Below are 25,512 nucleotides of genomic sequence, written 5' to 3' on the forward strand. Positions count from 1 at the left end.
CATGATTGTCCGCCGGAACACTAGCCCTCGAAGCTTGTGCGAAAATGAAATCGGGCCGCGCTTGCGGCGCGGCCCGTGGATTGGAAGCAGGGGTAGCCGTCGGTTACGGCTGAATTAGCCGTTCTTGAACAGCGACAGGATCGACTGCGAGGAGCTGTTGGCGATCGACAGGGACTGGATGCCCAGCTGCTGCTGGACCTGCAGCGCCTGCAGCCGGGTCGATTCCTTGTTCATGTCGGCATCGACGAGCTGGCCGACGCCGCGGTCGATGGAGTCCATCAGGCTCTGCGTGAAGGTCTTCTGAAGGTCGATGCTGCTTTTGGCCGAACCGAGGATGGTGGCCTGGTCGGTCAGCTGGCTCATGACGTTGTCGATCTTGCCGATCATCTGGGTGATGATGTCGTCGGTTACGCCCGATGCCGTGATGTCGAGATTGAAGGCGGAAACGTTGTCGATCTTGGCAACCGTCGAGCCAGCCGCCGTCTGGCCAGCGGTGTTGGCGGCGATGTCGGTGGCTCCGCCGGCGAGCGCGGTCGCATAGGCCTTGTCGTAAAGGGTCTGCGCGGCCGTTGTCGCGTAGACGGAAGTCTTGCGGTCGAGCGTGCCCTGGTTCTTGACGGCGGTGGGGAGACCGGAATCGAACAGTTTCGTGCTTTCGACATCGATGTCGATCGTTCCGAGCGAGATGGCGCCTGACGAGGAGCGATTGAAGGATGAGACGATCTTGGCGTCGGGCTGGACGCCGTCATTGGCGGCGGTGACTTGCGTCGACGTCACCGACAGGAAATTCGAACCCGAAAAGGTGGCGGCATCGGCAAAGGACTTCATCTGTGCCTGGAGCGCGGTGATTTCCGTCTGCGTCTTTGCCTTGGCGGCGTCCGTCTGGCCGACGGTGGAAAGCAGCTTGGTCTTGATCTGGCCGATCGTCGTCAGGACATTGTTCATGCCGGTATAGGCGGTGTCGACCTTCGAGGCGCCGAGGCCAAGCGCATCCTGCACCGTCGACAGCGCCTGGTTGTCGGAGCGCATCGTCGTGGCGATCGACCAGTAGGCGGCGTTGTCGGCGGCCTCCGAGACCCTGTAGCCCGTCGAGATTCGGGACTGTGTCTGCTCAAGCGATTTGTTGGTGGCGTTGAGGCTTTGAAGTGCAGTCAACGCCGCAGCGTTTGTCATGATGCTCGCCAAGAAACTCGCTCCTTTTCCCAGGCCGGCTTCTCAAAAACCGGCGTTGCCCTCGCGAGCCGCTGGCCCGCCCCATCGATTGCCGTCGGCCCGACCGGGCCGATTCGCCAATCCGTTGTAAGCTATGGTTAACCATGACTAGCGCGTTATGGTTAACGCCCTGTTAAAGGCGCGCTTTCGAGGGTTAAGAAATGAGGGTTGCGTGGGGCTGGAGCAAACGCAAAACGGGCCGCGCTTTTGGCGCGGCCCGTCTGACGATGTAGCCGTTTGAGAGCGATCAGCCGCGGAAGAGCGACAGGATCGACTGCGACGAGCCGTTCGCGATCGACAGCGCCTGGACGCCCAGCTGCTGCTGAACCTGCAGAGCCTGGAGGCGGGTCGATTCCTTGTTCATGTCGGCATCGACGAGCTGGCCGACGCCGCGATCGATGGAGTCCATCAGGCTCGAGGTGAAGGTCTTCTGCAGGTCGATGGAGCTCTTGGCGGCGCCGAGCTTGGTGGCGGCGCCCGTCATGTCCTTGAGCGCGGCATCGACGACGGTCATCATCTGCTGGATCTGGGTGTCGCTGGCAGCAGTGGTGCCCGAGAAGATGGCCAGGCTGGCGACCGAATAGGTGTCGGTAGCCGCGGCGGCAGCACCCAGGGTCGGCGCCGAAGCCGTGGCAACTTCCGCGCCGGTGGTGCCGAGGCGATTGGAGTCGAGGATACCCTTCGACACGGTCGCAGCGGTGCCGGCTTCATACAGCTTGATGCTTTCCACGTTGACGTCGATCGTCGAGATCGAAACCGCACCGGCGGAGCTGCGGTTGAAGGCCGAAACGATCTTGACGTCCGCGGCGGCGGTGGCCGTCGCGCCGCTGTTTACCGACAGCATGTTGGTGCCGGAGAAGGTGGCGCCATCGGCGTAGGCCTTCAACTGCTTCTGAAGAGCGGCGATTTCAACCTGGGTCTTTTCCTTGGAAGCATCCGTCTGGCCGTAAGATGCGGTCAGCTTCTGCTGGATCTGGTTGATGGTGGTGATCGCGCTGTCCATGCCGGTGTAGGCGGTGTCGACCTTGGAAGCGCCGAGGCCGAGCGCGTCCGAAACGGTGGACATGGCCTGGTTGTCGGAGCGCATGGTGGTGGCGATCGACCAGTAAGCGGCGTTGTCCGAAGCCTGGGAGACGCGATAGCCCGTCGAGATGCGGGCCTGGGTGGTGTCGAGGTTCTTCTGTGTGGCGTTCAAGCTCTGCAGCGCGGTCAGCGCCGAGGCATTGGTCATGATACTGGCCATGGCTACTCGTACCCTAATTTTACAGGTTTTTTTGACATACCGGTTTGTCCGGTATGACGGAGCGGCATCATGCCAATGACCGTTGTTTTTGGGTCACCCGCCATCTGCGAGCGACTATGGCGGCAAGTCCCTACCAAAGGACTAAATCGGACGGTTAATCGAAAATAATTCGGGAGAATTCGATCACGGCTCCCGCACCGCCCAACCCCCGTCGGGGATGGCCTCCTTCGCCGGTGCGCGACGGAAAAAGAATCAGGTGAAGGAGCGCACCAGGCTGCCGACGAGCAGGTTCCAGCCGTCGATCAGGACGAAGAACAGGATCTTGAAAGGCAGCGACACCACGGTGGGCGGCAGCATCATCATGCCCATCGCCATGGTGATGGTGGCGACGATCAGATCGATGACCAGGAATGGCAGCACGATCAGGAAGCCGATCTCGAATCCGCGGCGGATCTCGGAGATCATGAAGGCGGGCACCAGGATGCGCAGGTCGACCGTCTCCTTGGCAACGACCTGGCCGCGCTCGCGGGCGAGGTCGGCGAAGAGATCGAAATCCTTGTCGCGCACATTGTGCAGCATGAAGGTGCGGAACGGATCCGAGATCTTCTCGAAGGCCTCGGTCTGGCTGATCTGGTTGTCCATCAGCGGCTTGACGCCGGTGTTCCAGGCCTGATCGAAGGTCGGCGCCATGACATAGAAGGTCATGAACAGCGACAGCGAAATCAGGATGAGGTTCGCCGGCGTCGACTGCAGGCCGATGCCGGCGCGCAGGATTGAGAAGGCGATGACGAAACGGGTGAAGCTGGTCACCATGATCAGCAATCCCGGCGCCACCGACAGCACGGTCAGCAGGCCGAACATCTGGATGATGTAGCCGACGGTGGTGCCGTCGGCCTTGCCGATGCCGCCAAGGTCCAGCTGCTGCGCCGCCGCGACGGAGGTGGCGGCACCGATCAATGCGATAGCGAGAAGGAATTTTCTCATTCGAGCAGCAATGTCCTGATGAGAATTTGCTTGGCATGCCCCTGGCTGCGGATCGAGGCTCGTTCCTCGAGATCCGCCTTCAGGTGCTGGTAACCGCTGGCGCCCTCGATCTGATGCATCTTCAGCGTACGCACGAAGGCCAGAAGGTCCTGATGGATGTCCTCCGTCATCGTTGGCGGCTGCGGTGCATCGTAGACCACGGATACTTCCATCCTGATCCAGGTGTCGGAGGGCGAGGCCATGTTGGTGGTGATCGGCGCCAGCGTGACCAGCGTCGGTCCCGTGCCGGCTTCGTGCGCGGCGGCAGGCTCCGCGACCTTGCCTTCATTCTCGGGCGCAACCGGCACCGATGACGGTGCGCCGACGCCCTTGAGATAGCCGCCGGACATCCAGCCCATGCCGATGGCGGCGGCCGTCACCACCAGCAGCATGGCGCCCTGGACCACAAGGGAAGGACCCTTGCGAGGCTGAACCTGTTCGATATTGGCCATGGCGTTTTGTTCTCCAATTCCTAGAACGGAAGAACCTGGTCGAGAACCTGCTGGCCGTAGGCCGGCTGCTGAACCTCGCTTATGCGGCCGCGTCCGCCGTAGGAGATGCGCGCCTCGGCGATACGCTCATAGGGGATCGTGTTCTCGGCGCCGATATCGGCCGGCCGCACGATGCCGGCGATGGTCAGCACCCTGAGTTCATAGTTGACGCGCACTTCCTGCGAGCCGCTGATCATCAGATTGCCGTTGGGCAGGACGTCCGTGACGACAGCCGCGACGTTGAGCTCGAGCGTTTCCGATCGCTTTATCTCGCCATCGGCGGTCGTGTCCGTCTGGGAGTTGAGCGCTCCGGAGCCCTTGCCGGCGGTGCTGCCGACCTTGTCCCATTGCGCGCTGATGTCGAAACCGAGCTTGCGGTTGGCGGTGCGGCTCCTGTCGTTCTGGTTCTTGAAGTTGGCGCGGTCGTTGATCTTGATCTTGACGGTCAGGATGTCGCCTTGGGACAGCGCCCGGGGATCGGTGAACAGCCGGCTCTGCCGATCGTCCCACAGTGAGAACTTCTTCACCGGCTGCCGCGGCGTCTCGGGATATTTGTACATGGATCCGGTGCTGCCGCCGTCGATGCCGGAGCCCACCGGCGACAGCGACGGTTCCTTGCCGACCTCCTTGAGGTTGGTTCCGCAGCCGGACAGTGCCGCGACCGCGCACAGGATGAACATTCTGCGGATCATGACGGATCTACCCTTCGGGCTGCGCTGGCCATGATGCCGGTGAGCGTTGCCGCCGCCTTCTGGTCCATTTCGTTGAGAATGACGCCGGCTTTGCGCGAATCGAGCTTCATCAGGATGGCCGCCGCCAGGTCGGCGTTGACCATTGCCAGCCGTTCTGCCGCCGCATCGGGTTTCATGCCGGCATAGATCTTGACGACGCCGTCCTCGGCCCGGGCGAGGAATACCTCGCGCCGCTTCAGCCAGGTCTCGTATTCGGCTTTCTTGGCGTCCAGCGCTTTCATGCGCTCGTCGATGCCGGCCTGGAGCTGCTTCAACTCCTCGGCCTGCAAGGCGTAGCGGCGGTCGCGCGCGGCGTCGGCGATGTTGGAACAGAAGCGCTCGATCTCGCTCTGGTCGGGCGCTTTCTCCCGCGCCAATTGCTGCGGTGCCACCGCGGGCTGCGCTCCCGGCAGAACCTGGCGAACAGTATCCTCACCATGCGCTCCGCCGGAAACGGACATGGCGGCTAGAGCCGCGACCGCGAACAGGATTGCGCGGGGGCGGCGCCTTTCATGGGATGAGGGAGACGAGATCATCGGCATCGCCTATTGGAGAACCAGATCGGCTTGCAGGGCGCCGGCCGACTTGATGCCTTGCAGGATGGCAATGATGCCATCCGGCTTGACGCCGAGGCGGTTGAGGCCGGAAACGAGGGTTTGCAGGTCGGGGCCGTCAAGCACGGCGACGCGGGCGTTGGGCCGACTGACGTCGATGGCGGTGAACGGCTCGACGGCGGTTTCACCCTTGGAGAAGGGTTCGGGCTGCACGACGCGCGGCGCTTCGGTGATGCGCACCGTCAGCGTGCCATGGCTGATGGCGACGCGAGAGATCTTGACGTCGTTGCCGATGACGATGGTGCCGGTGCGCTCGTCGATGACGACGCGGGCCGGCGTATCGGATTCGACCACTAGGTTCTCGATCTCGGCATAGAAGCGGGCCGCCGAAACGCTCTTCGGCCGTCTGATCTGGACGGTGCGGGAATCGCGCTCGGCCGCCACGCGCATGCCGAAGCGCTGGCTGGTGTAGTCGTTGATCGCGTCGGCGATGCGGATGGCGGTCGAAAAATCGGGGTTGCGCAATTGCAGCGTCAGCGTCGACTGGTCGTCGAATTCGGCTTTCACCTCCCGCTCGACGATGGCGCCGTTCGGCACCCGGCCGGCGGTCGGCACGCCTTGGGTCACTTGCTCGGCCTGACCCTGGGCGGTGAAACCCGAAACGATCACCGCGCCCTGGCCGACGGCGTAGATCTCGCCATCCGCCGCTTTCAGCGGTGTCATGATCAGCGTGCCGCCGGTAAGCGAGGTGGCGTCGCCCATCGAAGAGACGTCGATGTCGATGCGGGCGCCCGACTGCACATAGGGCGGCATGTTGGCGGTGACGATGACGGCGGCGACGTTCTTGGCGCGCGCGCTGCCGCCTTCGGTGGCGATGCCGAGATTTTCGAGCATGGCGCGGATAGACTGCTCGGTGAACGGCGAATTGCGCAGGCTGTCGCCGGACCCGGCGAGCCCGATGACGAGGCCGTAGCCGACCAGCTGGTTGTCGCGCGAACTCTGCAGCTGGGCGATGTCCTTGATGCGCGAGGCGACCTGGCCGGGCGGCAGCGAGCTTGGCCCGGGCGAGACGCGGAACATGCGGGTGGTGGTCGCCGGATTATATTCCGGATCGTCGTAGACGCCGCCATTCTTGGCGGCGAGATCGCGCTTGGCCTTGGGTGTCAGGCCGTCGGCGAGCGCCGGCTGCAGGCCCAGCGCGGCCGCGAGCAGAAGGGCAAGCGGGCGCATCATGAAGCGCTGACCTGGATGGTTCCGTCGGCCATCACCGTGCCGGAGAGGATCTTGCCGCTGTCGCTGTTGCGAACCTTGATGAGGTCGCCGGCCGAACCTGGCTGTAACGTCACGGCGGTTGCGGTGATCGTCAGTCCGCCAGCGACAAAGAAGACCTGCACCGCGGCACCCTGTTCGACCAGCCAGGCCTCGCGGATAGCGGCGGTCGGGATGTAGCGGCCGGGCAGCAGCGTGCGCTTGGCGATCTTGCCCTGAAGCTCCTCGGTGCGGGTCGCCATCGCTTCGGGCTTGTGCTTGCCCGGGATCAGCGTCACCTGCTTCAGGGCGGTAAGCTCGATCGTTTCGCCGGGATAGATGACCCGGTTGGGGATCAGTACGACCTCGCCGGCAGTCTGATTGCTGGCGATCTGCGTCGCCGATTGATTTGCCGACTGATTTGCCGATTCCTGGGCGAAAGCCGGCATGCCGCCGGCCACCAGCGCAAGGATCAGCGCGGTGCGGCGGAATGCGGAGCAGGAGATCGGCATGACCATCATCCGTTACCTGATGTTCTTGGAGACGACCGAGGCCATGTCGTCGGCGGCCTGGATCACCTTGGAATTCATCTCATAGGCGCGCTGCGCCGAGATCAGCTCGGTGATTTCCTTGACGGGGTCGACGTTGGAAGCCTCGAGATAGCCCTGCTGGATGGTGGCGAAGCCGGGGTCGCCGGGCACGCCGACATTGGCCGGGCCGGAGGCCGTCGTTTCCTGGAACAGATTGTCGCCGAGCGGTGCGAGGCCGGCCTCGTTGGCGAAGTTGACGATCTGGAGCTGGCCGAGATTCTGCAGGTCGGTCTGGCCGTCGATGCGGGCAAAGACCTGACCGGTCTTGTTAACAATGACCTCGACGGCGTCGACCGGCACGGTGATGGCCGGAATGACACTGGCGCCATCCACCGTCACCAGCTGGCCGGTGGCGTTGGTGTTGAAGGCCCCGGCGCGGGTGTAGAGCGTGCCGCCATCGGCGCCCTCGATCTGGAACCAGCCCCTGCCGGTCAACGCCATGTCGAAACTGTTGCCGGTGCTGGTCAGTTCGCCCTGTGTGTGCACGTTGCGCACGGCGGTCGTCTTGACGCCGAGGCCGATCGAGACGCCCTCCGGCACCAGCGAGGCATTGGAGCGATTGGGCACGCCCTGCGTGCGGTCGACCTGGTAGAGCAGGTCGGAGAATTCGGCGCGGGCACGCTTGTAGCCGGTGGTGTTGATGTTGGCGATGTTGTTGGCGATGACTTCCAGGTTCGTCTGCTGGGCATTCATGCCGGTGGCGGCGATGGCGAGTGCTTTCATGACCTACTCCTCAGATGCCCATGCGACTGACTTCGAGATAGGCCGAAACGACCTTGTCGCGGATGGCGACGGCGGTCTGAAGCGCCTGCTGGGCGCTCATCACGGCATCGACGACCTGGCGGGTATCGGCATCGCCCTTGAGCGCCTGCAGCGACACCTGCTCGGCATTCTGCAGCGTGTTGACGGTCTTGGACGCCGCCTGGCTCACCGCTTCCGCGAAGGAGGTGCCAAGGTTGCCGGCCGTGGCCGGCGCGACACCGCCCTGAAGCAGGTCCGTCGCCGTGTCGCCCAGTCCGGGCTTCAGGTTAAGCGCACCGACGCCATTCACGATCATTGGTTCCTCATCAGGTCGATGGTCATTGAAATGAGGTCCCGCGCCTGCTTCACGACTTGCAGATTGGCCTCGTAGGAGCGGTTGGCCTCGGTCATGTCGGCCATTTCGATCAGCACGTTGACATTGGGCATCTTGACGTAGCCCTTCTCGTCGGCGGCCTCGTTGCCGGGCTGGAATTCGATGGGAAAATTACTCGGATCGCGATCGATCGAGTTCACTTCAACCGTCGAGCTGCCGGACGCCCGGTCGAGTTCGGAGACGAAGCTGATGGTCTTGCGGCGATAGGGGTCGGCGCCGGGCGTGGTGCCGGTCGACTGGGCATTGGCGAGGTTTTCCGAAACCACGCGCAGGCGCTCGGACTGGGCGCCGAGGCCGGATGCTGCGACTTTCAGGGCTGCGGTCAGCGCGTCCATGATCAGCTCTTCACCGCCATCATCATCATCGAGTGGAAGGCCTTGACGATCGCCGTGTTGAGTTCGAAGGAGCGGCGTACTTCGCCGGCCTTGAGAAGCTGGTCTTCAAGCACGACGGTGTTCTTGGACGGCATGACCACGCCGTCATCTTCCTGCGGCTTGATGGTGAAGCCGGCATTGGTCGCCGCGCTGCCGAGATGGCCGGCCTCGGTGGCCTGCAGCGACACCGCGGTACGGTCGAGCACCTTCTCGAAGGGTTCGACATCGTTTGCCGTGTAGCCCGGCGTGTTGGCGTTGGCGATGTTGCCGGCGATCGCCGACTGGCGCACGGAAAGCCACTGCGCTTGCTTGGCGGCGAGATCGAAAAGGGAAACAGGCTCCATGGGAATCTCCGGGCATGTGCCCAAAGACTAGGCCGCCAGTCTTGCGCGGACCTTGCGGACAGCGGCTAGTGCATGACGCCGAAAAGCGTGAGCCGGTTTTCGGTCGACATCATGCCCTCTCTCCTTGATCCAGGGCAGGGCACAACCGCGACGGCCTTACCGGGAAAGCGGGATCACCTGGTTGGTGCTGGTCAGCATGACCCATTTGCCGTTGCGTTGCTCGATCGACGAGACCGTGCTCGAGTCCGGCAATGTCGAGCCGCGCTGAACCATCCACAGGCCGGTATCGTCCTCGATCATGGCGCGGCCGTTGGCGACATGAACCATGCGGAATTTCGCGACATCGGCGGGGAAGGGCTGGTCGCCGGGCGGCTGTGCCGGCGTGGCGCCATCCGGCACCGTTCCGGTGGCGAACAGATCGATGCTGGTGTTGGGAACATCCCTGGTCGTCAGCGGCGCGCTGCGCTCGGCGACCACGCCGCCGCCCTCGCGTCCCGAATTGGTGCCGGTGCCGCCAAACTTGATCGCCTGAACGCCGAATTGGTCCTGGTTGAAGAAGATATACCAGGGAAACAGGGCGCAGATCAGGCCGAGCGTGACGCCGAGCGCGGCGATGACGAAGTCGCTCCGCCGGTCTGCCTTCCTGGCCAATTTTGGAAATTGCGGCTTTGGCGGCTGCGGCCATTCGGTGACGGGAAACAGGCCGTCAATCAACGATTCGCGGCTTGCCTGCGTCGCCTCGGCAGCCTCGACGCGGGGAACCGCATGCATGGCGGGCACCGCAGTCTGAGCAAGAACAGGCTGGAATCTGGGGAGATCCGGCTCTGATCTGGGCACAGCCGGCTTGGCTCTGGGTAGAGCGGGTTTGGCGGCCCTGGCCAGCACAGCCGCGGTCTTGGCGGCTATGGCGCTGGCGGCCTTTGCCTTGGCGCTTCTCTCTTCCTCGGCCCGCGCTTCCTCGGCTGCCTTCGCCTCGGCAAGCATCTCGCTCAGGATGCGCTCGGTATACTGGCGTTCAGTCTCCTGGTTCGGCATTCAGCTTTCCCTTGAGATGGCGGGCAAGATCGGAGAACGGATCGGCCGAAGGGCGGTCCCTGGGCGATTGCGTCAGCGCCTCGTAGATCAGCGGCACCTGGCGCACGGCGATGTCGAGCTCGGCGTCGGCGCCGCCCTGATACGCGCCGAGCAGGCGAATGTCGCGCGTGTCCTCGAAGCGGGAGATCATCGATTTCAGCCGCGTCACCAAGGCGCGCTGTTCGATGCTCCAGGCCTTGCCGGCCAGGCGCGATATGGACGACAGCGGATTGACCGGTGGATAGCGGCCCTGCTCGGCGATCGTGCGGTCGAGCACGACATGGCCGTCGAGGATGCCGCGCACGGAATCGGCGACCGGATCGTTGTGGTCATCGCCGTCGACCAGCACGGAAATGATGGCGGTGATCGAGCCCTTGCCTTCCGCGCCAGGCCCAGCGCGCTCGAGCAGCTTGGGCAGTTCGGTGAAAACCGATGCGGGATAGCCGCGCGCGACCGGCGGCTCGCCAGTGCCTGTGGCCACCTCGCGCAAGGCATGGGCGAAGCGGGTGATCGAATCCAGCACCAGGAGCACGCGATGGCCCTGGTCGCGAAAGTGCTCGGCGACCCGCATGGCTGTGTCGGGCGCGCGCCGGCGCATCATGGCGCTCTCGTCACTGGTGGCGACGACGGCCACGGTCTTGGCCATGCTGTCGCCGATCGTGTCCTCGAGGAATTCGCGGACTTCGCGGCCGCGTTCGCCGATCAGCGCGACGACGACGGTGTCGAACGCGTCTGCGCCGGCGAGCATGGCGAGTAGTGTCGACTTGCCGACGCCCGAGCCCGCGAAGACACCCATGCGCTGGCCGAAGCAGAGCGGCGTGAAGATGTCGATGACCTTGACGCCGGTCATGAAGGCGGTGCCGACGCGTTGCCGTGCCATGGCACCGGGCGTGGTGCCGCCCGACATGTCGTCGCCCCTGATCAGCGGCGGGCCACCATCGATCGCCCTGGTGAGCGCGTCGATGGCACGTCCGCGCCATGAGGCGTGCGGCGCCACCGCGAGCGGACCCCTGCGGAACACGGCATCGCCGATACCGGCGTCGGCGCTGCGTTCGAAGGGAGCGATGACAACCTCGTCGCGGCTGATCTTGACGATCTCGCCACGGCGCGTGCCGGCCTGGCCGCGCTGCTCGACGATGTCGCCCAGCCTGGCGAAATCGGAAACACCGCGCACCTTGTAATGCGTGGGCGTGACTTCGGTGACCAGACCGCCACGCTTGACCAGCCCATCGGCGCTGCTGAAGCGGCGCCATACCCGCTCCAACGCGGCAAGCCGATCTTCCGGCGCCGGCTGGAGCTGAATTTCGGGTGCGCGGATGGAGGGCTGGCCGATCGGCATGCTACGACTTCGAGCCGAGCGTCTTGATCGCCTCGTCGGTGGAGGAATCCGTCTGCCGCATCAGGGCGGCGGTGTTCTCGAAGGCGCGCTGGACCATGATCAGGCGGGTCATCTCCATCACCGGATTGACGTTGGATTCCTCGACGAACCCCTGGGCGATGCCGACATCGGAGCGATCGGTGACCGGATCGGGGGTGCGCGAAGGCACGATGCCTGAATTGCCGTAGCGCACGAAATTCTCGCCCGGGTCGAAATTGTAGAGGCCGATCGAGCCGACAAGCTGGTCGTTCTGGCGCAGCGAGCCGTCGGCGCCGGCCTTGGGCGGGCCGTTGCGGGGGTCGAGCTGGATCGGCGCGCCGCCGGCGTCGAGCACCGGATGGCCTTCGATCGACATCAGCTCGCCATTCTCGTTCATCGAGAAGCGGCCGTCGCGGGTCATGACGGTGCCGGCCGGCGTGTCGATGGCGAACCAGGCGTCGCCCTGGATGGCGAAATCGAATGGATTGCCGGTCTCGGTCAGGGATCCGTGGGCACCGGAAAGATAGGTCTTGCCGGACGAGGCGAAGGATACCGATTTCTGCCCGGTGCCCGACACAACGTCCTCGAATTTCACGCCGGTGGCGCGGAAGCCCACGGTGTTGGCGTTGGCGACATTGTCGGCGATCGTGTCGAGCCGGCGCTCGAGCGCCATCTGCGCAGAAAGGGCGACGTAGAGACTGTCTTGCATGGTCAGAACTTCAACTTCTGCATGGCCATCATCAGGTCGGTGGAGATGCCCGACGTGACTGGCTTGGCAAAGAGCACGCTGATGGACGACACCGCGGTCGAGGTCGGGTTGTTGATCTCGTACATGCTGGTGAAGCGCGTCAGGAACTTGCTGAGCTTCGCGGGATCGGTGAAATCAGTGAGGTTGAGCTTCTGCTCGAACAACTGCGCCTGCTTGTCGATGTCGGCGGTGGCGAAGGAATCGGGCAGGCCCAGCGCGGTTCGAACGACGCTGGCGAGCGCCGTGTCGGCCAGCACGTCGTACCAGCTGGTGATGTCGGGCGCCTTGCGCTGGAAATAGAGCGCCAGCCGCACGCCCTCATTGGTCTTGCCGGCATCCTCCTCCAGCGTCTGGCGCATGTATTTGTCGACGGTCGGCTGTTGCGCCGCATTGATGGTGGTGGCGTTCTCGCCGTACTGCTCGAAATTGAAGGCCGAGGCCAGTGCCGCGTAGGCCGGATCCGTCTGCTTGTTGGCGACGCTGTCGGGGTCGCGCACGCCACCCTGCAGGACCTGTTTGATGAGGTCCTTGTCCTCGGTCGCCGAATCGAGACCGAACGCCGCCAGTGCATAGGTGTAGAGCCGGTCGTTCGACATCAGGTCGTCGATGGACTTCACCTTGGTGATGTTGGCGAGATAATACGTCGTCTCGCCCTTCACATAGTCTGAATTCGGATCGACGCCGGCGATCTGAGCCTGCGTGGCGTAGTTCTTTGTCACCAGCTGCTGCGCCTTGTTGTAGATGGTGGCGTCGGCGCCGTTGGCGGCGAAATTGAAGGCGCTGACGAACTGGGCATAGCGCTTGTCGGTCAGCTTGTTGGCGAAACTGTTGGGGTCGGTGACACCTTCCTTGAGCGCCTTGACCATGAAGGCCTTGGCGTAGTCCATGTTCTCCAGCCCGTAGGCCTTCATGGCATATTTGAACAGCCGGTCATTGTTGACGAAATCGTCGATCGATTTCACCTTGGTGATGTTGGCGAGATAATATTTGGTGTCGCGATCAACCGTCGGCTGTTGCTCGATGCGGTCGATAGACTTGTTGATGTCCTTGGTGATCAACTGGTAGCTGGTAAAGGTATTGAGCAAGAACGTGCCTCCGGCCGAAGCTATGCCGGCACAATAGCCGCACTTCCTTGCGCGAAACTGAATCGCCCTGACATTCGGTTCCACGGCAGCTCGGATTCAAGCCTCACACAAGGCACGGGGACTATCCCTTGCACCTGGTGTGAAATGCGGAAGGACCTGCCGTGGGCATTCTGATCGGACTTGTGGTGACGCTCGGCTGCGTCCTCGGCGGCTTCATGGCCATGGGCGGGCATCTGCACGTGCTGGTCCAGCCCTGGGAAGCCGTGGTCATCTGCGGCGCTGCGTTGGGCACCTTCCTGGTCGCCAATCCGATGAAGACAGTCAAGGATACCGGCAAGGGCATTCTGGAAGCCTTCAAGCAGGCGGTGCCGAAGGAACAGGATTATCTGGAAACGCTCGGCGTGCTGCACAGCCTGATGCGCGAACTGCGCTCGAAGTCGCGCAGCGAGGTCGAGGCGCATATCGACAATCCGGAAGAATCAGCCATCTTCCAGGCCTTTCCGACGGTGCTCAAGAATCACGATCTGATGGCCTTCATCTGCGACTACTGCCGCATCATCATCATCGGCAATGCCCGCTCGCACGAGATCGAGGCGCTGATGGATGAAGAAATCCAGACTATCAAGAGCGACAAGATGAAGGCCTATCACGCGCTGGTCGCGGTCGGCGACGGCCTGCCGGCGCTGGGCATCGTCGCCGCGGTGCTGGGCGTGGTCAAGGCGATGGGCGCGCTCGACCAGTCGCCGGAAATCCTCGGCGGCCTGATCGGCGCCGCGCTGGTCGGCACCTTCCTCGGCATCTTCCTGTCCTATGCCGTGGTCGGGCCCGTGGCCACCAAGATCAAGACGGTGCGCGAGAAGAAGAACCGCCTCTACATCATCGTCAAGCAGACGCTGCTCGCCTACATGAACGGCGCGCTGCCGCAGGTGGCGATCGAGTTCGGCCGCAAGACCATCTCATCCTATGAACGGCCGACGATCGATGCCGTCGAGCAGAGCACGATGAACACCGCTTCCGCCGAGAAGAAGGCCGCCTGAGCGATGCGCGACAGCTTGGTACCAGCACTGTCATGACCAGTCCGGGCAGCCCCTCGGAGGTCCGCTCGCTGATCATCGAGCGCCTGGTCGGCGACAGCGGCGAGGCGGGCCAGGTCATCGGCACCGGCCGCGGCATGGCCGAGCGCGCCGCGCCGCTGCTGCAGAAGAGCCTGACCAGTGAGCTTGGCGTCCCGGTCACCATCGATCTCAGGGCCGTCGAGGTGAGCCGCGTCTCGGAGGCACGATCGCGCGCTGGCGATACCTTCGCCATGACTGTCGTCGCGTCGTCCATGTCCTCCGATGCCATGACCCTGGTGATCGATGCACCGGCGATCGCGATCGCGGTCTGCACGCTGTTCGGCGGCGACCCGGAGATGCCGGCATCGCCGATAGAGCGCGATCTGTCGCAGATCGAGATCGATGTCTCGACCATGGTGTTCCAGCAGGTCGCGCAAGCCCTCAACGGATCGGGACGGCGCTCGCTCGACCTGCGCCTTCCCGTGCCGCGGGCGGCATCGGGCACCGAGGCGAAGCGGCACGTGCTGCGCGACGGCGCGGCGGTCCGCATCGTCTTTGGTATCTCGACACCGGTGGACAGCGGCACCGTCACGGTGACGATGCCGCAGCGTGTCGTTCTGGCCAGCCGCGATGGCGCTGCCGCCGGCGGCGAGGACGACCAGAGCGCGAGCTGGCGCCAGCGCTTTTCGGAAGAGGTGATGCGCTCCACCGTGGAACTCGAGGCCACCATGCCGCTGGCCCGCCTGACACTCGGCGACCTCGCCGATTTCGAAATCGGCCAGGTCATCGAATTCGAGGAAACGGCACAGTCGCGGGCACGCCTCGGCGCGCGCGGCAAGACGTTGTTCGTGTGCGAGTTCGGCAAGCTGGGGCAAAATTACACCGTCCGGATCAAGCATCCCTACGATGCCGGTCAGGACTTTATCGATGGGCTGATGCCGGCTTCCGCCGGGCGTGCCTGAGCATTTGGAGACGACGCATGGCCAAGACCAAGGTGGAAGCCGCCCTCGATCAACCAGACGACCAGCCCGACGAGCAGCTCGACCGTGCCATTGAGGAGTTGCGCGGCGTCCTGCATGAAGAGGAGCAACGTCCGGACGCGGCGTTCAGGGCCGCTTCATCGGCCAATTCGAACGTGATCATGAACATCCCGGTCGATGTCCAGATCATCCTCGGCAGCACCGAGATGCCGGTCTCCGACCTGATGGCGCTGCAGAAGGGCTCGACGGTGGCGCTCAACCGCCGCATCGGCGAGCCAGTCGACGTCGTGGTCAATGGCCGCAAGATCGCGCGCGGCGAGATCACGGTGCTCGAAAGCGATCCGTCGCGCTTCGGCATCAGGCTGACTGAAATCATCGCCGGCACGAAGGGCGCCTAGACATGGCTGGTGGGGCTTGCCGGTTGCAGCGGAGGCGAGAGGCAGCATGACACCGCTGACGACCTTGACGCGCGCGCAGAAGGCCGCCGCCATATTGGTGGCGATGGGCAAGCCATCCGCCAGCCGCCTGTTGAAATTCTTCAAGCAGGAAGAGTTGAAGGCGCTGATCGAGGGCGCTCGGCTATTGAGAACCATTCCGCAAAGCGATCTCGAGCGCATCGTCGCAGAATTCGAGGCCGAATTCACCGAGGGTGCCGGCCTGCTCGATTCCGCCGACAGGATGGACACCATCCTCAACGAATCCCTGTCGCCCGAAGAGATGAACGCGATCATGGGCAACAAGAAACCGGAGGCGGCGCCGGAAGGGCCACCGCCGATCTGGCCGGATCTTGAAAAGCTCGAACCCTCGCGGCTCGGCTCCTTCCTCGCCGGCGAACATCCGCAGACGGCGGCCATGGTGTTGTCGAAGCTGGCGCCGCAAGCGGCGGCGAGCGTGCTTTTGACACTGACGAAGCCGATGCGCGGCGAAATCATCAAGCGCATGGTGACGATGGCCAACGTTCCGGACGCCGCCGCCAGGATCGTCGAGAACCGGCTGCGCGCCAGCGTGCTGGCGGAAACCTCGACCAAGGACACGTCGGCGGGACAAGCGCGCGTCGCCAGCGTGCTCAACGAGCTGGACAAGCCGCTGCTCGAGGAGGTCATGCAGGATCTGGAGGCCGCCGGCACGCCCGATCTCGACGGTGTGCGGGCAAGGCTTTTCGCTTTCGACGACCTGCCATTGCTCACGCAGAAGGCGCGCGTGCTGCTGTTCGACGGACTGTCGACCGAGCTCGTCACGCTGGCGCTGCGCGGCACCTCGGCGGCACTCGCCGAAGCGGTCCTGTCGGCCATCGGCGCACGGTCGCGACGCATGATCGAGGCCGAACTCGGACAGGGTTCGGAGGGGGTACCCCTCGCCGATATCATGGCGGCGCGCAAGACGATCGTGTCGACGACGATCCGGCTGTCGCGCGAAGGCGCATTCGAGCTTCCGTCGACGCAGAACGCCGCCTAGAGCCGGATGACTTCAGGTCGAATCGACTGAAGTCTGAATCTGCCTCTAAATCAAAGGATTAGAGCATGATGTCATCCGAAAGCTGCCCCACACTTTTCGGCGTCATGCTCTAAATTATGTCCGACGCGACCGACAAGGACTCGAAAACCGAAGAGGCGACGGAGAAGAAGATCCGCGACACCATCGAGCAGGGCAAGCTGCCCCATTCGAGGGAAACCGCGATCCTGGCCTCCTTCGTCGCCATACTGGTGTTCACCGTCTTCTATGCCAAGGACGCGGTCATCAATCTCGGCATGTTCCTGTCGATGTTCCTCGAGAAGCCCGAAGCCTGGCCGATGGACACCGAGACCGATGTCATCGAGCTCTACAAGATTGTCATGCTGGAAGTGGGCCGCGCGATCGTCAGCCTGCTGGTGCTTTTGACCGTCGCAGGTATCGGTGCCTCGGTGCTCCAGAACATGCCGCAATTCGTCGGCGAGCGAATCAGGCCGCAGCTTTCGCGTATTTCGATCACCAAGGGCTGGAACCGGATGTTCGGTGCCCAGGGCTGGGTCGAGTTCCTGAAATCCCTGGCAAAGGTCGGTTTCGCCATCGCCGTGCTCACCTTCACGCTGTCGGAGGATCACCGCAAGCTGCTCGCCGGGATGATCACCAATCCAGTCGCCTTCGGTCTCGTCATCCGCGGCATCGCGGTCGACATACTGGTGGCGATCGTCTTCGTCATGGGGCTGATCGCGGCAATCGACATCGTTTGGTCGCGCTTCCACTGGAGGCAGGACCTGCGCATGAGCAAGCAGGAGGTCAAGGACGAGTTCAAGCAGTCCGAGGGCGACCCCATCGTCAAGTCCCGGCTGCGTTCGCTGGCGCGCGACCGCGCGCGCAAGCGAATGATGACGGCGGTGCCGCGCGCGACGCTGATCATCGCCAACCCGACCCACTTCTCGATCGCCCTGAAATATGTGCGCGACGAGGATGCGGCGCCGCTCGTGGTGGCCAAGGGGCAGGATCTGGTGGCGCTGAAAATCCGCGAGATCGCGAAGGAGCACAACATTCCGATCTTCGAGGACGTGGCGCTCGCCCGCTCCATGTACAAGCAAGTTTCGGTCGATAATGTGATCCCGTCGCAATTCTACCAGGCCGTCGCCGAACTGGTGCGGATCGTCTACTCGAAAAAGGCTGAGCGCAGACAGATTTCATGAATCGCCAACCGCACGCAAAATCCCGCGAGATCATCGTCGCCAACGCCATCGAGCAGGTGGTTGGCGAATTGCGGCTGATCGATGTCGCCGACTATATCGCCTTCATCCGGCTGGAGCATTTCGCGTGCCTGTCGGACCTGGTCGATTCAGCGGTGGAGCTGTTCTTCATGCCCGGCACGCTCAGGCTCGGCCACGGCGGCGAGGCGCATGTCGACTGGAGCGGCAGCCCGCGCATCGTGCTCGATCTGGAGTTGCGGCCACCCGGAGTGACCGTCTATTTCCAGCTGACGCTGAGCGAGGCCGGTAACTCGGTCGTGGTCAATTACGTGTCGTTCGAAAAGCCTGGCGAGGATCCCGAGCACAATACGGCGCTGCTGGAAGCGGTGATCGAAGAGGCCCGTATCCGCAAGGTGGAGCCCATGGCTTTCTGAGGTCTGTCGCGGGTCCGGCGAGACCGGTCTGCAAAAGGGCTCCCCGTGTTTCGGGTGCTCACATACCCAAGCCTACGCTCCGCTCCGGCTCTCGTTATCCACCGGTTTGGTCGCTTCGCGCCCGTCTTCGATCGCGGCTCGGCCGGGTCTCAATCTCAACAGACGTTGAGCGCCTCATCGTTTCATTATTCGATCAGGCCGAGCCGCAGCGCCTTGGCGACCGCCTGGTTGCGGTTGACGGCGTTGAGCTTCTGGGTCGACTGGGTCAGATACTGATTGGCTGTGTGCACCGACAGCTTCAGGAGCCGAGCGATCTCCTCGCTGGTGTTGCCGTTGGCGGTTAGCTTCAGGCACTCCAACTCGCGCTTGGAGATGGCACGCATCCTGCCGGTGTCACCCGGACGGATGCGGGCGACCGCGGCGAACAGGGAAAAGCAGCGGGCGTGGATTTCGTAGAGTGCATCCTGCGGCAGCGCGATCTCCGACCCCAGGAAGACGACAAGGCCGCACTGACCGCGATCGGCATGGACAGGAAAGGCGATGCCGCTGGTGCCGGGCGCCAGCGGCGCCATCTGCTCGGTCCAGGCGAGATTGCCGAACGTCTCGGTCATCGCGGCGACGCCGTCATCCGTCCACCAGCGTGGCTCCGTCGAGTTGTGGGTGTGGCGCACGATCTCCTCGCCATTGGCGCCCGAGATGAACTTCGTCGCCACGGCGATGCCGGGATAGTCGGAATCGAAACACGGGACCAGCCGTGCGCGTTCCGGCGACGGGCTGACGAAGAACAGGCCGAAGGCCGAGGCGTTGATATCGACCGCGATCCACCGGCAGCGGCGCACGGCATCGGGAATGGTGACGGCGTGATGTGTTTCGGAGCCGAGCGAGAAGGCGCCGAAGGGGCTGCGCTGATCGTTGAAGATCGCCTCCGCGGCGTCCTTGATGTCGGCCTGTTTCAAATGATGCCACTCCTGATCGCCGTGGCGATGGCCATCGCACGGTTGCTGGCCGCGAATTTCTGGATGGCGTGGGTGATGTAGCTGTTGACGGTGTTGGAGGAGACGCCAAGGATGACCGCCACTTCATCGGTGGTCTTGCCTTCCGAAACCCAGAACAGGCATTCGCGCTCACGATCCGACAGCGGATCCTGCATGGCCGCGGCGGCGATCAGCTGCGGAATGTGCGAGAGCGCGTAGCAGCATTTCAATTGCGCCTTCATCAGCGCCGGCTGATCGATCTGGCCTGATGTCGCCGCCGAGAACAGAGCAAACAGGCGCTGGCGGCCGACATTCAGCCTGAGCGAATAGATCTCGGCATGGCCGAGCACGTCGAGGAGACGGGCCTCTTCGCCGGAGACCAGCCCGTCGACGTCGGGCGCCTGTGCCGCCACCAGCGGTCTGGGCCGGATGCCGGGCGCGACGGTGAGCGCGCCCTGGGCAAGGCCGGCGATCAGCCGCTTGCCGATCAGTTCGATGGCGTCGAAGATCCAGTTGGAGGAGACGATGCGCGCGTCGTTGCGGTCCTGGTCATGGACGATGGCAACCAGCATGTAGCTGTCAGCGCCGATCTCGGCGGTCAACTCCATGAAGAAGCTGGTCAGATCACCGCGCGACGCCAGGCGCGAGCCCAATGTGTCGGATTGAAGAGGCGCGGCGGGACTGCTCATTTGTTGCTTTTGGCCGGAATCGTTTCTGATGCCCGGATGCTGGAGAGCCAGCCGCCGAACCCGAAAACGCGTTACTTTTACGAGACACACACGAGGCGCGGGGCCGCGCCCAACCAGACGGAATCCATTCAGGGAACGCGAAGCCGTCCGCGTCTGGCGCCGGAAGATTCCGGAACGTGAGACTTTGGGTGGTCGCCGCGCCCCCCGAGGACCGGCTGATTCGGGTCTAATCTACCCGTAGATGAATCTGACATCAAACGCGATTTGACAAAATCGAATCCGATGGACTCAGGCGCGACTCAGGGGGCCATTTTCGCGGCCTTCGACGGCGTGAAAATACCGGGACTGCGCAAGCCGGCCATATCGGCGATCGGCAGGTTGCGATAGATTCGCGAGCGCCGAAGGGGTGGGCACCTCCGGCAATCGAGTTCGTGAGCTGCAGGACGGATACGGTTGTCCGCAGCCGTGGCACGCGGGCTCCTGGCATCTTTTGTTTCGGGGGAAGCGATGAGCGATTCATTTCGGGAAGTCACATCCGTCTCGTGGTTCGGGCGGATCAAGCGGGCGGTTGGCGGGGTCATCTTCGGTCTGCTGCTGATCGTGCTGATGGTGATCGGGCTGTTCTGGAACGAGGGCCGCGCGGTGCAGACGGCGCGTTCGCTGGCCGAAGGGGCGGGCGCGGTGGTCTCGATCAACGCCGACAGCGTCGATGCCGGCAATGACGGAAAGCTGGTGCATGTCAGCGGGCCGGTGACTGCGGATAGCGGCCTGTCCGATCCGGATTTCGGGATCGCAGCGCAAGGGCTGCGTCTGTCGCGCAACGTCGAGATGTACCAGTGGAAGGAAGAGTCCAAATCCGAGACCACCAAGAAGCTTGGCGGCGGCGAGGAGACGGAGACCACCTACAGCTATTCGAAGGTCTGGGACGACAGCCAGATCGACTCGTCGGATTTCAAGAAGCCGGACGGCCATCAGAATCCGCCAATGGCGATCCACAGCCGTGCCTTCCAGATACCACAAGGCAAGCTCGTCGCCTTCGATCTGGACACGCCAGTGCTGGATCGCATCGACGGCGACAAGGCTTATTCGCTGTCGGCCAGTCAGTCGGCGGCGATCAAGGCCGCCTATACCGGGACGAAGCCGCTCAGCATCGTTGATGGCAAGATCTATCTAGGCAGCGACAACACAACGCCCGCGCTGGGCGACTACCGCATCGGCTACGAACTGGCGCCGCTCGGCGTCGTCAGCATTGTGGCGCGCCAGGCCGGCAGCCGGTTCGAACCATACCAGACGCAAGCCGGCGATGCGCTGCTGATGGTCGACACCGGCCAGGTGCCGGCCGACAAGATGTTCGCCGAGGCGGTGAGCGCCAACACGCTGATCACCTGGCTGCTGCGCGCCGCCGGCCTGCTGTTGCTGACGATCGGTTTCGCGCTCTTCCTCAGCCCGATCGGCGTGATCCTCGACGTCATCCCGTTCCTCGGCAGCATGGCGCGGATGGGGACCGGCATCATCGCCTTCTTCCTGGCGATCCTGGTCGGCACGACGACGATCGCGATTGCCTGGTTCTGGTATCGGCCGGTTCTGGCCGCGGGCATATTGGCGGCCGGTATCATCACGGCGGCGGCGGTCTATTATCTCGGCCGTTCACGCAAGGCTGCCGCACCCATGGGGACACCGAGCGCCGGCGCCGCGACGTAGCTGGCGAAAAGAAAAGGGCTGATATGCCGCCCTTTTCTCGCCTGTTGTTATCCGCTCCGGGTTTGCAGGCTTACCGATCCTCGAAACCGGTCAACACGCCGACGGCATTGATGCCGATCTCCTCGACGGCGTAGCCGCCTTCCTGGACGAACAGCGTCGGCAGGCCAAGCTTGGCGATGCGGCGGCCGATCTTGGGATAGTCCGCGCTCTTCAGCTTGAACTGGCTGATCGGGTCCTTCTCGAAGGTGTCGACGCCAAGCGAGACGACGACGATGTCGGGCGCGTAGGCAGCGAGCCTGGCGCAGGCATCCTCCAGCGAGGCGTTCCATGCGTCCCAGCCGGTGCCGAACGGCATGGGGTAGTTGATGTTGAAACCTTCGCCCGCGCCCGCGCCGCGTTCGTCCGCATGGCCGAGGAAGAACGGATATTCGACCATCGGGTCGCCATGCAGGTTGAGGACCTGCACGTCGGCGCGGTCGTAGAAGATTTCCTGCGTGCCGTTGCCATGGTGGTAGTCGACGTCGAGGATGGAGACGCGGGCCGCGCCCTGGTCGAGAAACCATTGCGCTGCGACGGCGGCGTTGTTGATGTAGCAATAGCCGCCCATGAAGCCGGCGCCGGCATGGTGGCCGGGTGGGCGGCAGAGCGCGAAGGCAGACCTTTCGCCGCCCTTGACCAGGCCGGCCGCGGTCAGCGCCACGTCGTAGGAGGACTTGATCGCTGCCCATGTGCCTTCGACGAAGGTGGCGCCGCCGTCGAAGGAATAATAGCCGAGCAGGGCGTCGATGCGCTTTGGCGGCACGTCGCCGCGCAGGCCACGCGTCGGCCAGGTGAACGGCATCGCCGAACCCTGGAAACCGGATTCCACCCATTGCGGCCAGACCGTCGGCAGGAAGTCGATATAGTCAGCCCTGTGGACGCGCTTGGCGGCGGCAAGGTCGTGCTCGAGCGGCAGGACGATCGGACCGAGCTTCTCGCTTTCCACCCGCGCCTTGATGAATTCGGCACGCGAGGGTTTTTCGAAACCCGGCACGATGGCCGATGTGACCAGTTCCATCTGGCCGGCATGGCCAGCATGAAGCGGTGAATAGACAGTCTTCATGAAATTCCTCTCGAAATGCGAAATCAGTCCAGGTTGAGATAGGGGCTCACCAGAGCCAGCCACATGGCTTCGACGTCGTCCTCGATGAGGTCGAATGTCCTGCGATCTCTCTTCAGTCCGACCAGCCGGCAGGCGTGCCCGACCTCCATCATCACCAGGCCGAGCCGTTTGGCGATCTTGTCTTCGAGAGCAGGATTCACATGCCGCAGCCAGGCTGCGTAAAGCGCGATGATCTGCTCGTCATATTCGTCCTGGATCGGCCTGAGATCGGCGTTGCCGGATATCGCCTCGATCACCGGCATCAGGGTCGCGTTCTCGAGATAGATGCTGGATGTGTCGATGAAGAGCTTGCGAACTTCGCGCCGGAACTCATCGCGGTTGGTGGGCCGGGGGACCTTGATGCGCTTCTCGATCACCTCGGGAAAGGAGGACAGCCAGCGCCGGGCGAGGTCCAGAAGGATGGCTTCCTTGTTGGGAAAGTATTGATAGACCGAACCGACCGACAGGCCCGCGCGCTGCGCTATGGCGAGCGTCGTCGGCGTCCTGGTTCCTTGCTCTCGCGTCAGGATCAGCGCCGCGTCGAGAATCCGGTCGACAACCCTGCTCGACCGTTGCTGCCGCGGCTGCTTGCGCGGCTCGAGCGCTATCCTGGTCTTGCGGTCGAGACTGCGCTTCACTGCTCGATGCCCTCGTTCCCCGCCTGGTCCCAACACAGGCGCGGGGTGCTGTCCACAATACATTCTAAATTCCGCATGTTGACAAACGCGAATAATCAGTCGCATTCTTTATCCACGCTGTCTCTTGAGATCACAAGGGGAATTTCAGAGCCGGCGTACTGACATTGTTTTTTGTCCCATGGCGCCGCTTCGCTGGAGCGGCAGACCGTTGGGTGCGGTGTTGTCGGTGTCAGTCGGTCATCAAAAGCGCGGAGTCGCGATGTCTGTTACGGGTGCGGATCACAATGCGGATCTGATCGTCATCAATGGTCGTGTGCTGACCATGGACGGAGGCAATCCCGTTGCCGAGGCCGTTGCCGTCAAGGACGGCGCCATCATCGCCATCGGCAGCCGCGCTGCAATCGAAGAGCTCAAGGGCTCGGCCACAGAAGTGATCGACGCCAAGGGCGGTTCGGTCCTGCCCGGTTTCATCGAAGCCCACATGCATCTGTTCTCGGGAGGGGCCGAACTCGCGCATCTTCAGCTTGGCGGTGTCCACGGCTTCGAGGCGCTGCAGAAGGCGATCCGCGACTATGCATCGAAAAAGCCCAATGCCCCGATGTTGGTCGGGCAGGGTGTCGATTATACGGTGCTCGGCAGCGAGCGGGTGACGCGCCACCATCTCGACGCGATCCTGCCGGACCGCCCTTTCTGCATGGCCGCGCCCGATCATCACACGATGTGGGCCAACACCAAGGCGCTGGAACTGGCCGGCATTCTGCATGGCCGCACGCTTGGCCCGGGCAATGAGATCGTCATGGGCGACGATGGCCTGGCGGCGGGCGAATTGCGCGAGGGCGAGGCCTTCGGTCCGGTGCTCGATCTTGCCGGCGAGGGCCGGGTGAGGCTGGGGCTGGCGACCGGCGGCGAGCCGGACCCGATGCCCTCGGCCGCCGAACGCGCCGCCGACCGCGACATCATGCGGCGCGGCCTCGCCTGGTGCGCGCGCCACGGCATCACCTCCATCCAGAACATGGACGGCAATCTCTACCAGCTCGAACTGCTGGCCGAGATCGACGCCGAGGAGGGCTTGCCCTGCCGCGTGCAGATCCCCTTCCACTACAAGAATTTCATGACGCTCGACATGCTCGACAAGGCGTCCGTCATGGCCGAGCGCTACAGCAGCGAGTGGCTGTCGTCGGGCATGGTCAAGGTGTTCTATGACGGCGTGCTCGATTCGTGGACGGCCGTCATGGTCGAGCCCTACGCCGACCGTCCGGACTGGGTCGGCGAGCCGCTGTTCACGCCGCAGCAGTTCATCGATCTGGCGGTCGCCGTCGACAGGCGTGGGCTGCAGATCGCCGTCCACTCGATCGGCGACGGCGCGGTGCGTGCGGTGCTCGACGGCTACGAGGCGGCGCAAAAAGCCAATGGCAAGCGCGACAGCCGTCACCGCATCGAACACATCGAGGTCACCACCACCGCGGACGTGCCGCGTTTTGCCGAACTCGGCGTCATCGCCTCGATGCAGCCGCCGCATCCGCCCGGCGCCATGGATTTCCCGCTCGAGCCGACCGTGTCGCGGATCGGGCCGGCCCGCTGGCCGCTGAGCTATGCCTGGCGGACCCTGAAGAACGCCGGCGCGCGTGTCGTCTTCGCCTCGGATTGGCCAGTGTCGCCGATCGACCCGATCCTGGGCATTCAGGCGGCAGTGATGCGCAAACCGTGGGCAGAAAGCGATCCGGACCAGAGTTTCTCGCTCCAGGAATCGATCGCCGCCTACACGGTCGAGGGCGCCTATGCCGAATTCGCCGAACATCGCAAAGGCGCGCTGAAATCAGGCTATATGGCCGATCTGGTGGTTTTGTCTGATGACATCGAGAAAACGGCGCCGGCCGATCTGCACAAGGTGCGCCCGGTGACGACGATCTGCGGTGGCAAGATCACCTATCAGGCCTGACAATGGCATGAGGCTTGCTGGCTAAAGACGGACTGAACTGTGATTCAATGCCGGGCTTGCCAACCTACCGGGCGTGTGGTCACATCGAACAGGGGAACAGC

28 protein-coding genes are annotated in these 25,512 nt (G+C 63.6%); 8 read left to right on the top strand and 20 right to left on the bottom strand.

What is annotated here, in order from left to right; all coding sequences use genetic code 11:
* Positions 1–114: 114 nt before the first annotated feature.
* The 16 genes from MesoLj_RS11285 to MesoLj_RS11360 all read right to left on the bottom strand — a co-directional run bounded on the left by MesoLj_RS11285 (position 115) and on the right by MesoLj_RS11360 (position 13,209).
* Positions 115–1,185, bottom strand: a complete 1,071-nt coding sequence (locus MesoLj_RS11285; RefSeq protein ID WP_202326030.1) for a flagellin N-terminal helical domain-containing protein — start codon at positions 1,183–1,185, stop codon at positions 115–117.
* A 274-nt stretch (positions 1,186–1,459) separates the two neighbouring features.
* Entirely contained in the window at positions 1,460–2,455 is a 996-nt protein-coding gene (locus tag MesoLj_RS11290) for a flagellin N-terminal helical domain-containing protein (RefSeq protein ID WP_202326031.1), read from the bottom strand.
* A 252-nt stretch (positions 2,456–2,707) separates the two neighbouring features.
* Entirely contained in the window at positions 2,708–3,439 is a 732-nt protein-coding gene (gene fliP, locus MesoLj_RS11295; RefSeq protein WP_056578257.1) for a flagellar type III secretion system pore protein FliP, read from the bottom strand.
* Positions 3,436–3,930 (bottom strand): flagellar basal body-associated FliL family protein, encoded by a 495-nt coding sequence (locus MesoLj_RS11300; protein ID WP_202326032.1) that lies wholly within the window; start codon positions 3,928–3,930, stop codon positions 3,436–3,438. Before MesoLj_RS11300 ends, fliP begins: the two co-directional genes overlap by 4 nt.
* Positions 3,931–3,950: 20 nt before the next feature.
* Positions 3,951–4,661: a flagellar basal body L-ring protein FlgH gene (gene flgH, locus MesoLj_RS11305; RefSeq protein ID WP_202326033.1), complete on the bottom strand. Its 711-nt coding sequence runs from the start codon at positions 4,659–4,661 to the stop codon at positions 3,951–3,953.
* The gene (locus MesoLj_RS11310) at positions 4,658–5,242 is read right to left on the bottom strand and encodes a MotE family protein (protein ID WP_140771722.1); all 585 of its coding nucleotides are present in this window, start codon (positions 5,240–5,242) and stop codon (positions 4,658–4,660) included. Before MesoLj_RS11310 ends, flgH begins: the two co-directional genes overlap by 4 nt.
* 3 nt (positions 5,243–5,245) lie before the next feature.
* On the bottom strand, positions 5,246–6,487 hold the full coding sequence (locus MesoLj_RS11315) for a flagellar basal body P-ring protein FlgI (protein ID WP_140771720.1): 1,242 nt from the start codon (positions 6,485–6,487) through the stop codon (positions 5,246–5,248).
* Entirely contained in the window at positions 6,484–7,020 is a 537-nt protein-coding gene (gene flgA, locus MesoLj_RS11320; RefSeq protein WP_202326034.1) for a flagellar basal body P-ring formation chaperone FlgA, read from the bottom strand. Before flgA ends, MesoLj_RS11315 begins: the two co-directional genes overlap by 4 nt.
* 6 nt (positions 7,021–7,026) lie before the next feature.
* Positions 7,027–7,815: a flagellar basal-body rod protein FlgG gene (gene flgG, locus MesoLj_RS11325; protein WP_140704515.1), complete on the bottom strand. Its 789-nt coding sequence runs from the start codon at positions 7,813–7,815 to the stop codon at positions 7,027–7,029.
* A gap of 10 nt (positions 7,816–7,825) precedes the next feature.
* A complete protein-coding gene (locus MesoLj_RS11330) occupies positions 7,826–8,149 on the bottom strand; it encodes a flagellar hook-basal body complex protein FliE (RefSeq protein ID WP_202326035.1) in 324 nt (107 codons plus the stop codon).
* The gene (flgC, locus tag MesoLj_RS11335; RefSeq protein WP_140771716.1) at positions 8,146–8,562 is read right to left on the bottom strand and encodes a flagellar basal body rod protein FlgC; all 417 of its coding nucleotides are present in this window, start codon (positions 8,560–8,562) and stop codon (positions 8,146–8,148) included. The genes MesoLj_RS11330 and flgC overlap by 4 nt, the downstream gene beginning before the upstream one ends.
* 2 nt (positions 8,563–8,564) lie before the next feature.
* Entirely contained in the window at positions 8,565–8,945 is a 381-nt protein-coding gene (gene flgB, locus MesoLj_RS11340; RefSeq protein WP_202326036.1) for a flagellar basal body rod protein FlgB, read from the bottom strand.
* 156 nt (positions 8,946–9,101) lie between these two features.
* The gene (locus MesoLj_RS11345; RefSeq protein WP_202326037.1) at positions 9,102–9,980 is read right to left on the bottom strand and encodes a hypothetical protein; all 879 of its coding nucleotides are present in this window, start codon (positions 9,978–9,980) and stop codon (positions 9,102–9,104) included.
* Positions 9,961–11,358: a flagellar protein export ATPase FliI gene (fliI, locus tag MesoLj_RS11350; protein ID WP_202326038.1), complete on the bottom strand. Its 1,398-nt coding sequence runs from the start codon at positions 11,356–11,358 to the stop codon at positions 9,961–9,963. Before fliI ends, MesoLj_RS11345 begins: the two co-directional genes overlap by 20 nt.
* Before the next feature lies 1 nt (position 11,359).
* The gene (gene flgF / locus MesoLj_RS11355; protein WP_056578233.1) at positions 11,360–12,085 is read right to left on the bottom strand and encodes a flagellar basal-body rod protein FlgF; all 726 of its coding nucleotides are present in this window, start codon (positions 12,083–12,085) and stop codon (positions 11,360–11,362) included.
* A gap of 2 nt (positions 12,086–12,087) precedes the next feature.
* Complete coding sequence (locus MesoLj_RS11360) at positions 12,088–13,209, bottom strand: DUF1217 domain-containing protein (protein ID WP_202326039.1); 1,122 nt, start codon at positions 13,207–13,209, stop codon at positions 12,088–12,090.
* Positions 13,210–13,370: 161 nt separating this feature from the next.
* Here MesoLj_RS11360 and motA point away from each other — a divergent pair, with 161 nt between their 5' ends.
* The 6 genes from motA to MesoLj_RS11390 all read left to right on the top strand — a co-directional run bounded on the left by motA (position 13,371) and on the right by MesoLj_RS11390 (position 18,329).
* Entirely contained in the window at positions 13,371–14,246 is an 876-nt protein-coding gene (gene motA / locus MesoLj_RS11365; RefSeq protein WP_140771708.1) for a flagellar motor stator protein MotA, read from the top strand.
* A gap of 32 nt (positions 14,247–14,278) precedes the next feature.
* Positions 14,279–15,226 carry a FliM/FliN family flagellar motor switch protein gene (locus MesoLj_RS11370; RefSeq protein WP_202326040.1) on the top strand — a complete coding sequence of 316 codons (948 nt, stop codon included), beginning with the start codon at positions 14,279–14,281 and terminating at the stop codon, positions 15,224–15,226.
* Positions 15,227–15,243: 17 nt separating this feature from the next.
* Positions 15,244–15,642, top strand: a complete 399-nt coding sequence (fliN, locus tag MesoLj_RS11375) for a flagellar motor switch protein FliN (protein WP_140771704.1) — start codon at positions 15,244–15,246, stop codon at positions 15,640–15,642.
* Between the two features lie 46 nt (positions 15,643–15,688).
* On the top strand, positions 15,689–16,699 hold the full coding sequence (locus MesoLj_RS11380) for a flagellar motor switch protein FliG (protein WP_202326041.1): 1,011 nt from the start codon (positions 15,689–15,691) through the stop codon (positions 16,697–16,699).
* Between the two features lie 116 nt (positions 16,700–16,815).
* A complete protein-coding gene (gene flhB, locus MesoLj_RS11385; protein WP_202326042.1) occupies positions 16,816–17,898 on the top strand; it encodes a flagellar biosynthesis protein FlhB in 1,083 nt (360 codons plus the stop codon).
* Entirely contained in the window at positions 17,895–18,329 is a 435-nt protein-coding gene (locus MesoLj_RS11390) for a hypothetical protein (protein ID WP_140771698.1), read from the top strand. The genes flhB and MesoLj_RS11390 overlap by 4 nt, the downstream gene beginning before the upstream one ends.
* 185 nt (positions 18,330–18,514) lie before the next feature.
* Here MesoLj_RS11390 and MesoLj_RS11395 read toward each other — a convergent pair whose 3' ends face one another.
* Both MesoLj_RS11395 and MesoLj_RS11400 read right to left on the bottom strand, forming a co-directional pair.
* On the bottom strand, positions 18,515–19,285 hold the full coding sequence (locus MesoLj_RS11395) for a response regulator transcription factor (RefSeq protein WP_056578217.1): 771 nt from the start codon (positions 19,283–19,285) through the stop codon (positions 18,515–18,517).
* Complete coding sequence (locus MesoLj_RS11400) at positions 19,282–19,992, bottom strand: helix-turn-helix transcriptional regulator (protein WP_140771696.1); 711 nt, start codon at positions 19,990–19,992, stop codon at positions 19,282–19,284. Before MesoLj_RS11400 ends, MesoLj_RS11395 begins: the two co-directional genes overlap by 4 nt.
* A gap of 507 nt (positions 19,993–20,499) precedes the next feature.
* Between MesoLj_RS11400 and MesoLj_RS11405 the strand changes: the two genes are divergently transcribed.
* The gene (locus MesoLj_RS11405; RefSeq protein ID WP_202326043.1) at positions 20,500–21,693 is read left to right on the top strand and encodes a TMEM43 family protein; all 1,194 of its coding nucleotides are present in this window, start codon (positions 20,500–20,502) and stop codon (positions 21,691–21,693) included.
* Between the two features lie 70 nt (positions 21,694–21,763).
* On the opposite strand, the gene MesoLj_RS11410 is transcribed toward MesoLj_RS11405, so the two are convergent.
* Complete coding sequence (locus tag MesoLj_RS11410) at positions 21,764–22,795, bottom strand: histone deacetylase family protein (RefSeq protein ID WP_140771692.1); 1,032 nt, start codon at positions 22,793–22,795, stop codon at positions 21,764–21,766.
* A gap of 23 nt (positions 22,796–22,818) precedes the next feature.
* Positions 22,819–23,472 carry a TetR/AcrR family transcriptional regulator gene (locus MesoLj_RS11415; RefSeq protein WP_140771690.1) on the bottom strand — a complete coding sequence of 218 codons (654 nt, stop codon included), beginning with the start codon at positions 23,470–23,472 and terminating at the stop codon, positions 22,819–22,821.
* A 259-nt stretch (positions 23,473–23,731) separates the two neighbouring features.
* Here MesoLj_RS11415 and MesoLj_RS11420 point away from each other — a divergent pair, with 259 nt between their 5' ends.
* A complete protein-coding gene (locus MesoLj_RS11420) occupies positions 23,732–25,411 on the top strand; it encodes an amidohydrolase (RefSeq protein WP_202326044.1) in 1,680 nt (559 codons plus the stop codon).
* The last annotated feature ends 101 nt before the right edge of the window (positions 25,412–25,512 follow it).

Origin of the sequence: Mesorhizobium sp. 113-3-9 (assembly GCF_016756515.1) — a bacterium.
Taxonomy (GTDB): Bacteria; Pseudomonadota; Alphaproteobacteria; order Rhizobiales; family Rhizobiaceae; genus Mesorhizobium.

Bases quoted from the DNA above. Each gene is read 5' to 3' on its own strand.
- MesoLj_RS11410 (WP_140771692.1), bottom strand. From the start codon at position 22,795: ATGAAGACTGTCTATTCACCGCTTCATGCTGGCCATGCCGGCCAGATG.
- flgH (WP_202326033.1), bottom strand. From the start codon at position 4,661: ATGATCCGCAGAATGTTCATCCTGTGCGCGGTCGCGGCACTGTCCGGC.
- MesoLj_RS11345 (WP_202326037.1), bottom strand. From the start codon at position 9,980: ATGCCGAACCAGGAGACTGAACGCCAGTATACCGAGCGCATCCTGAGC.
- MesoLj_RS11310 (WP_140771722.1), bottom strand. From the start codon at position 5,242: ATGCCGATGATCTCGTCTCCCTCATCCCATGAAAGGCGCCGCCCCCGC.
- MesoLj_RS11315 (WP_140771720.1), bottom strand. From the start codon at position 6,487: ATGATGCGCCCGCTTGCCCTTCTGCTCGCGGCCGCGCTGGGCCTGCAG.
- MesoLj_RS11330 (WP_202326035.1), bottom strand. From the start codon at position 8,149: ATGATCGTGAATGGCGTCGGTGCGCTTAACCTGAAGCCCGGACTGGGC.
- flgF (WP_056578233.1), bottom strand. From the start codon at position 12,085: ATGCAAGACAGTCTCTACGTCGCCCTTTCTGCGCAGATGGCGCTCGAG.
- MesoLj_RS11405 (WP_202326043.1), top strand. From the start codon at position 20,500: ATGAGCGATTCATTTCGGGAAGTCACATCCGTCTCGTGGTTCGGGCGG.
- flgG (WP_140704515.1), bottom strand. From the start codon at position 7,815: ATGAAAGCACTCGCCATCGCCGCCACCGGCATGAATGCCCAGCAGACG.
- MesoLj_RS11300 (WP_202326032.1), bottom strand. From the start codon at position 3,930: ATGGCCAATATCGAACAGGTTCAGCCTCGCAAGGGTCCTTCCCTTGTG.
- MesoLj_RS11420 (WP_202326044.1), top strand. From the start codon at position 23,732: ATGTCTGTTACGGGTGCGGATCACAATGCGGATCTGATCGTCATCAAT.
- fliN (WP_140771704.1), top strand. From the start codon at position 15,244: ATGGCCAAGACCAAGGTGGAAGCCGCCCTCGATCAACCAGACGACCAG.
- fliP (WP_056578257.1), bottom strand. From the start codon at position 3,439: ATGAGAAAATTCCTTCTCGCTATCGCATTGATCGGTGCCGCCACCTCC.
- MesoLj_RS11290 (WP_202326031.1), bottom strand. From the start codon at position 2,455: ATGGCCAGTATCATGACCAATGCCTCGGCGCTGACCGCGCTGCAGAGC.
- flgA (WP_202326034.1), bottom strand. From the start codon at position 7,020: ATGGTCATGCCGATCTCCTGCTCCGCATTCCGCCGCACCGCGCTGATC.
- fliI (WP_202326038.1), bottom strand. From the start codon at position 11,358: ATGCCGATCGGCCAGCCCTCCATCCGCGCACCCGAAATTCAGCTCCAG.
- MesoLj_RS11400 (WP_140771696.1), bottom strand. From the start codon at position 19,992: ATGAGCAGTCCCGCCGCGCCTCTTCAATCCGACACATTGGGCTCGCGC.
- MesoLj_RS11380 (WP_202326041.1), top strand. From the start codon at position 15,689: ATGACACCGCTGACGACCTTGACGCGCGCGCAGAAGGCCGCCGCCATA.
- flgB (WP_202326036.1), bottom strand. From the start codon at position 8,945: ATGGAGCCTGTTTCCCTTTTCGATCTCGCCGCCAAGCAAGCGCAGTGG.
- MesoLj_RS11390 (WP_140771698.1), top strand. From the start codon at position 17,895: ATGAATCGCCAACCGCACGCAAAATCCCGCGAGATCATCGTCGCCAAC.
- flhB (WP_202326042.1), top strand. From the start codon at position 16,816: ATGTCCGACGCGACCGACAAGGACTCGAAAACCGAAGAGGCGACGGAG.
- flgC (WP_140771716.1), bottom strand. From the start codon at position 8,562: ATGGACGCGCTGACCGCAGCCCTGAAAGTCGCAGCATCCGGCCTCGGC.
- MesoLj_RS11370 (WP_202326040.1), top strand. From the start codon at position 14,279: ATGACCAGTCCGGGCAGCCCCTCGGAGGTCCGCTCGCTGATCATCGAG.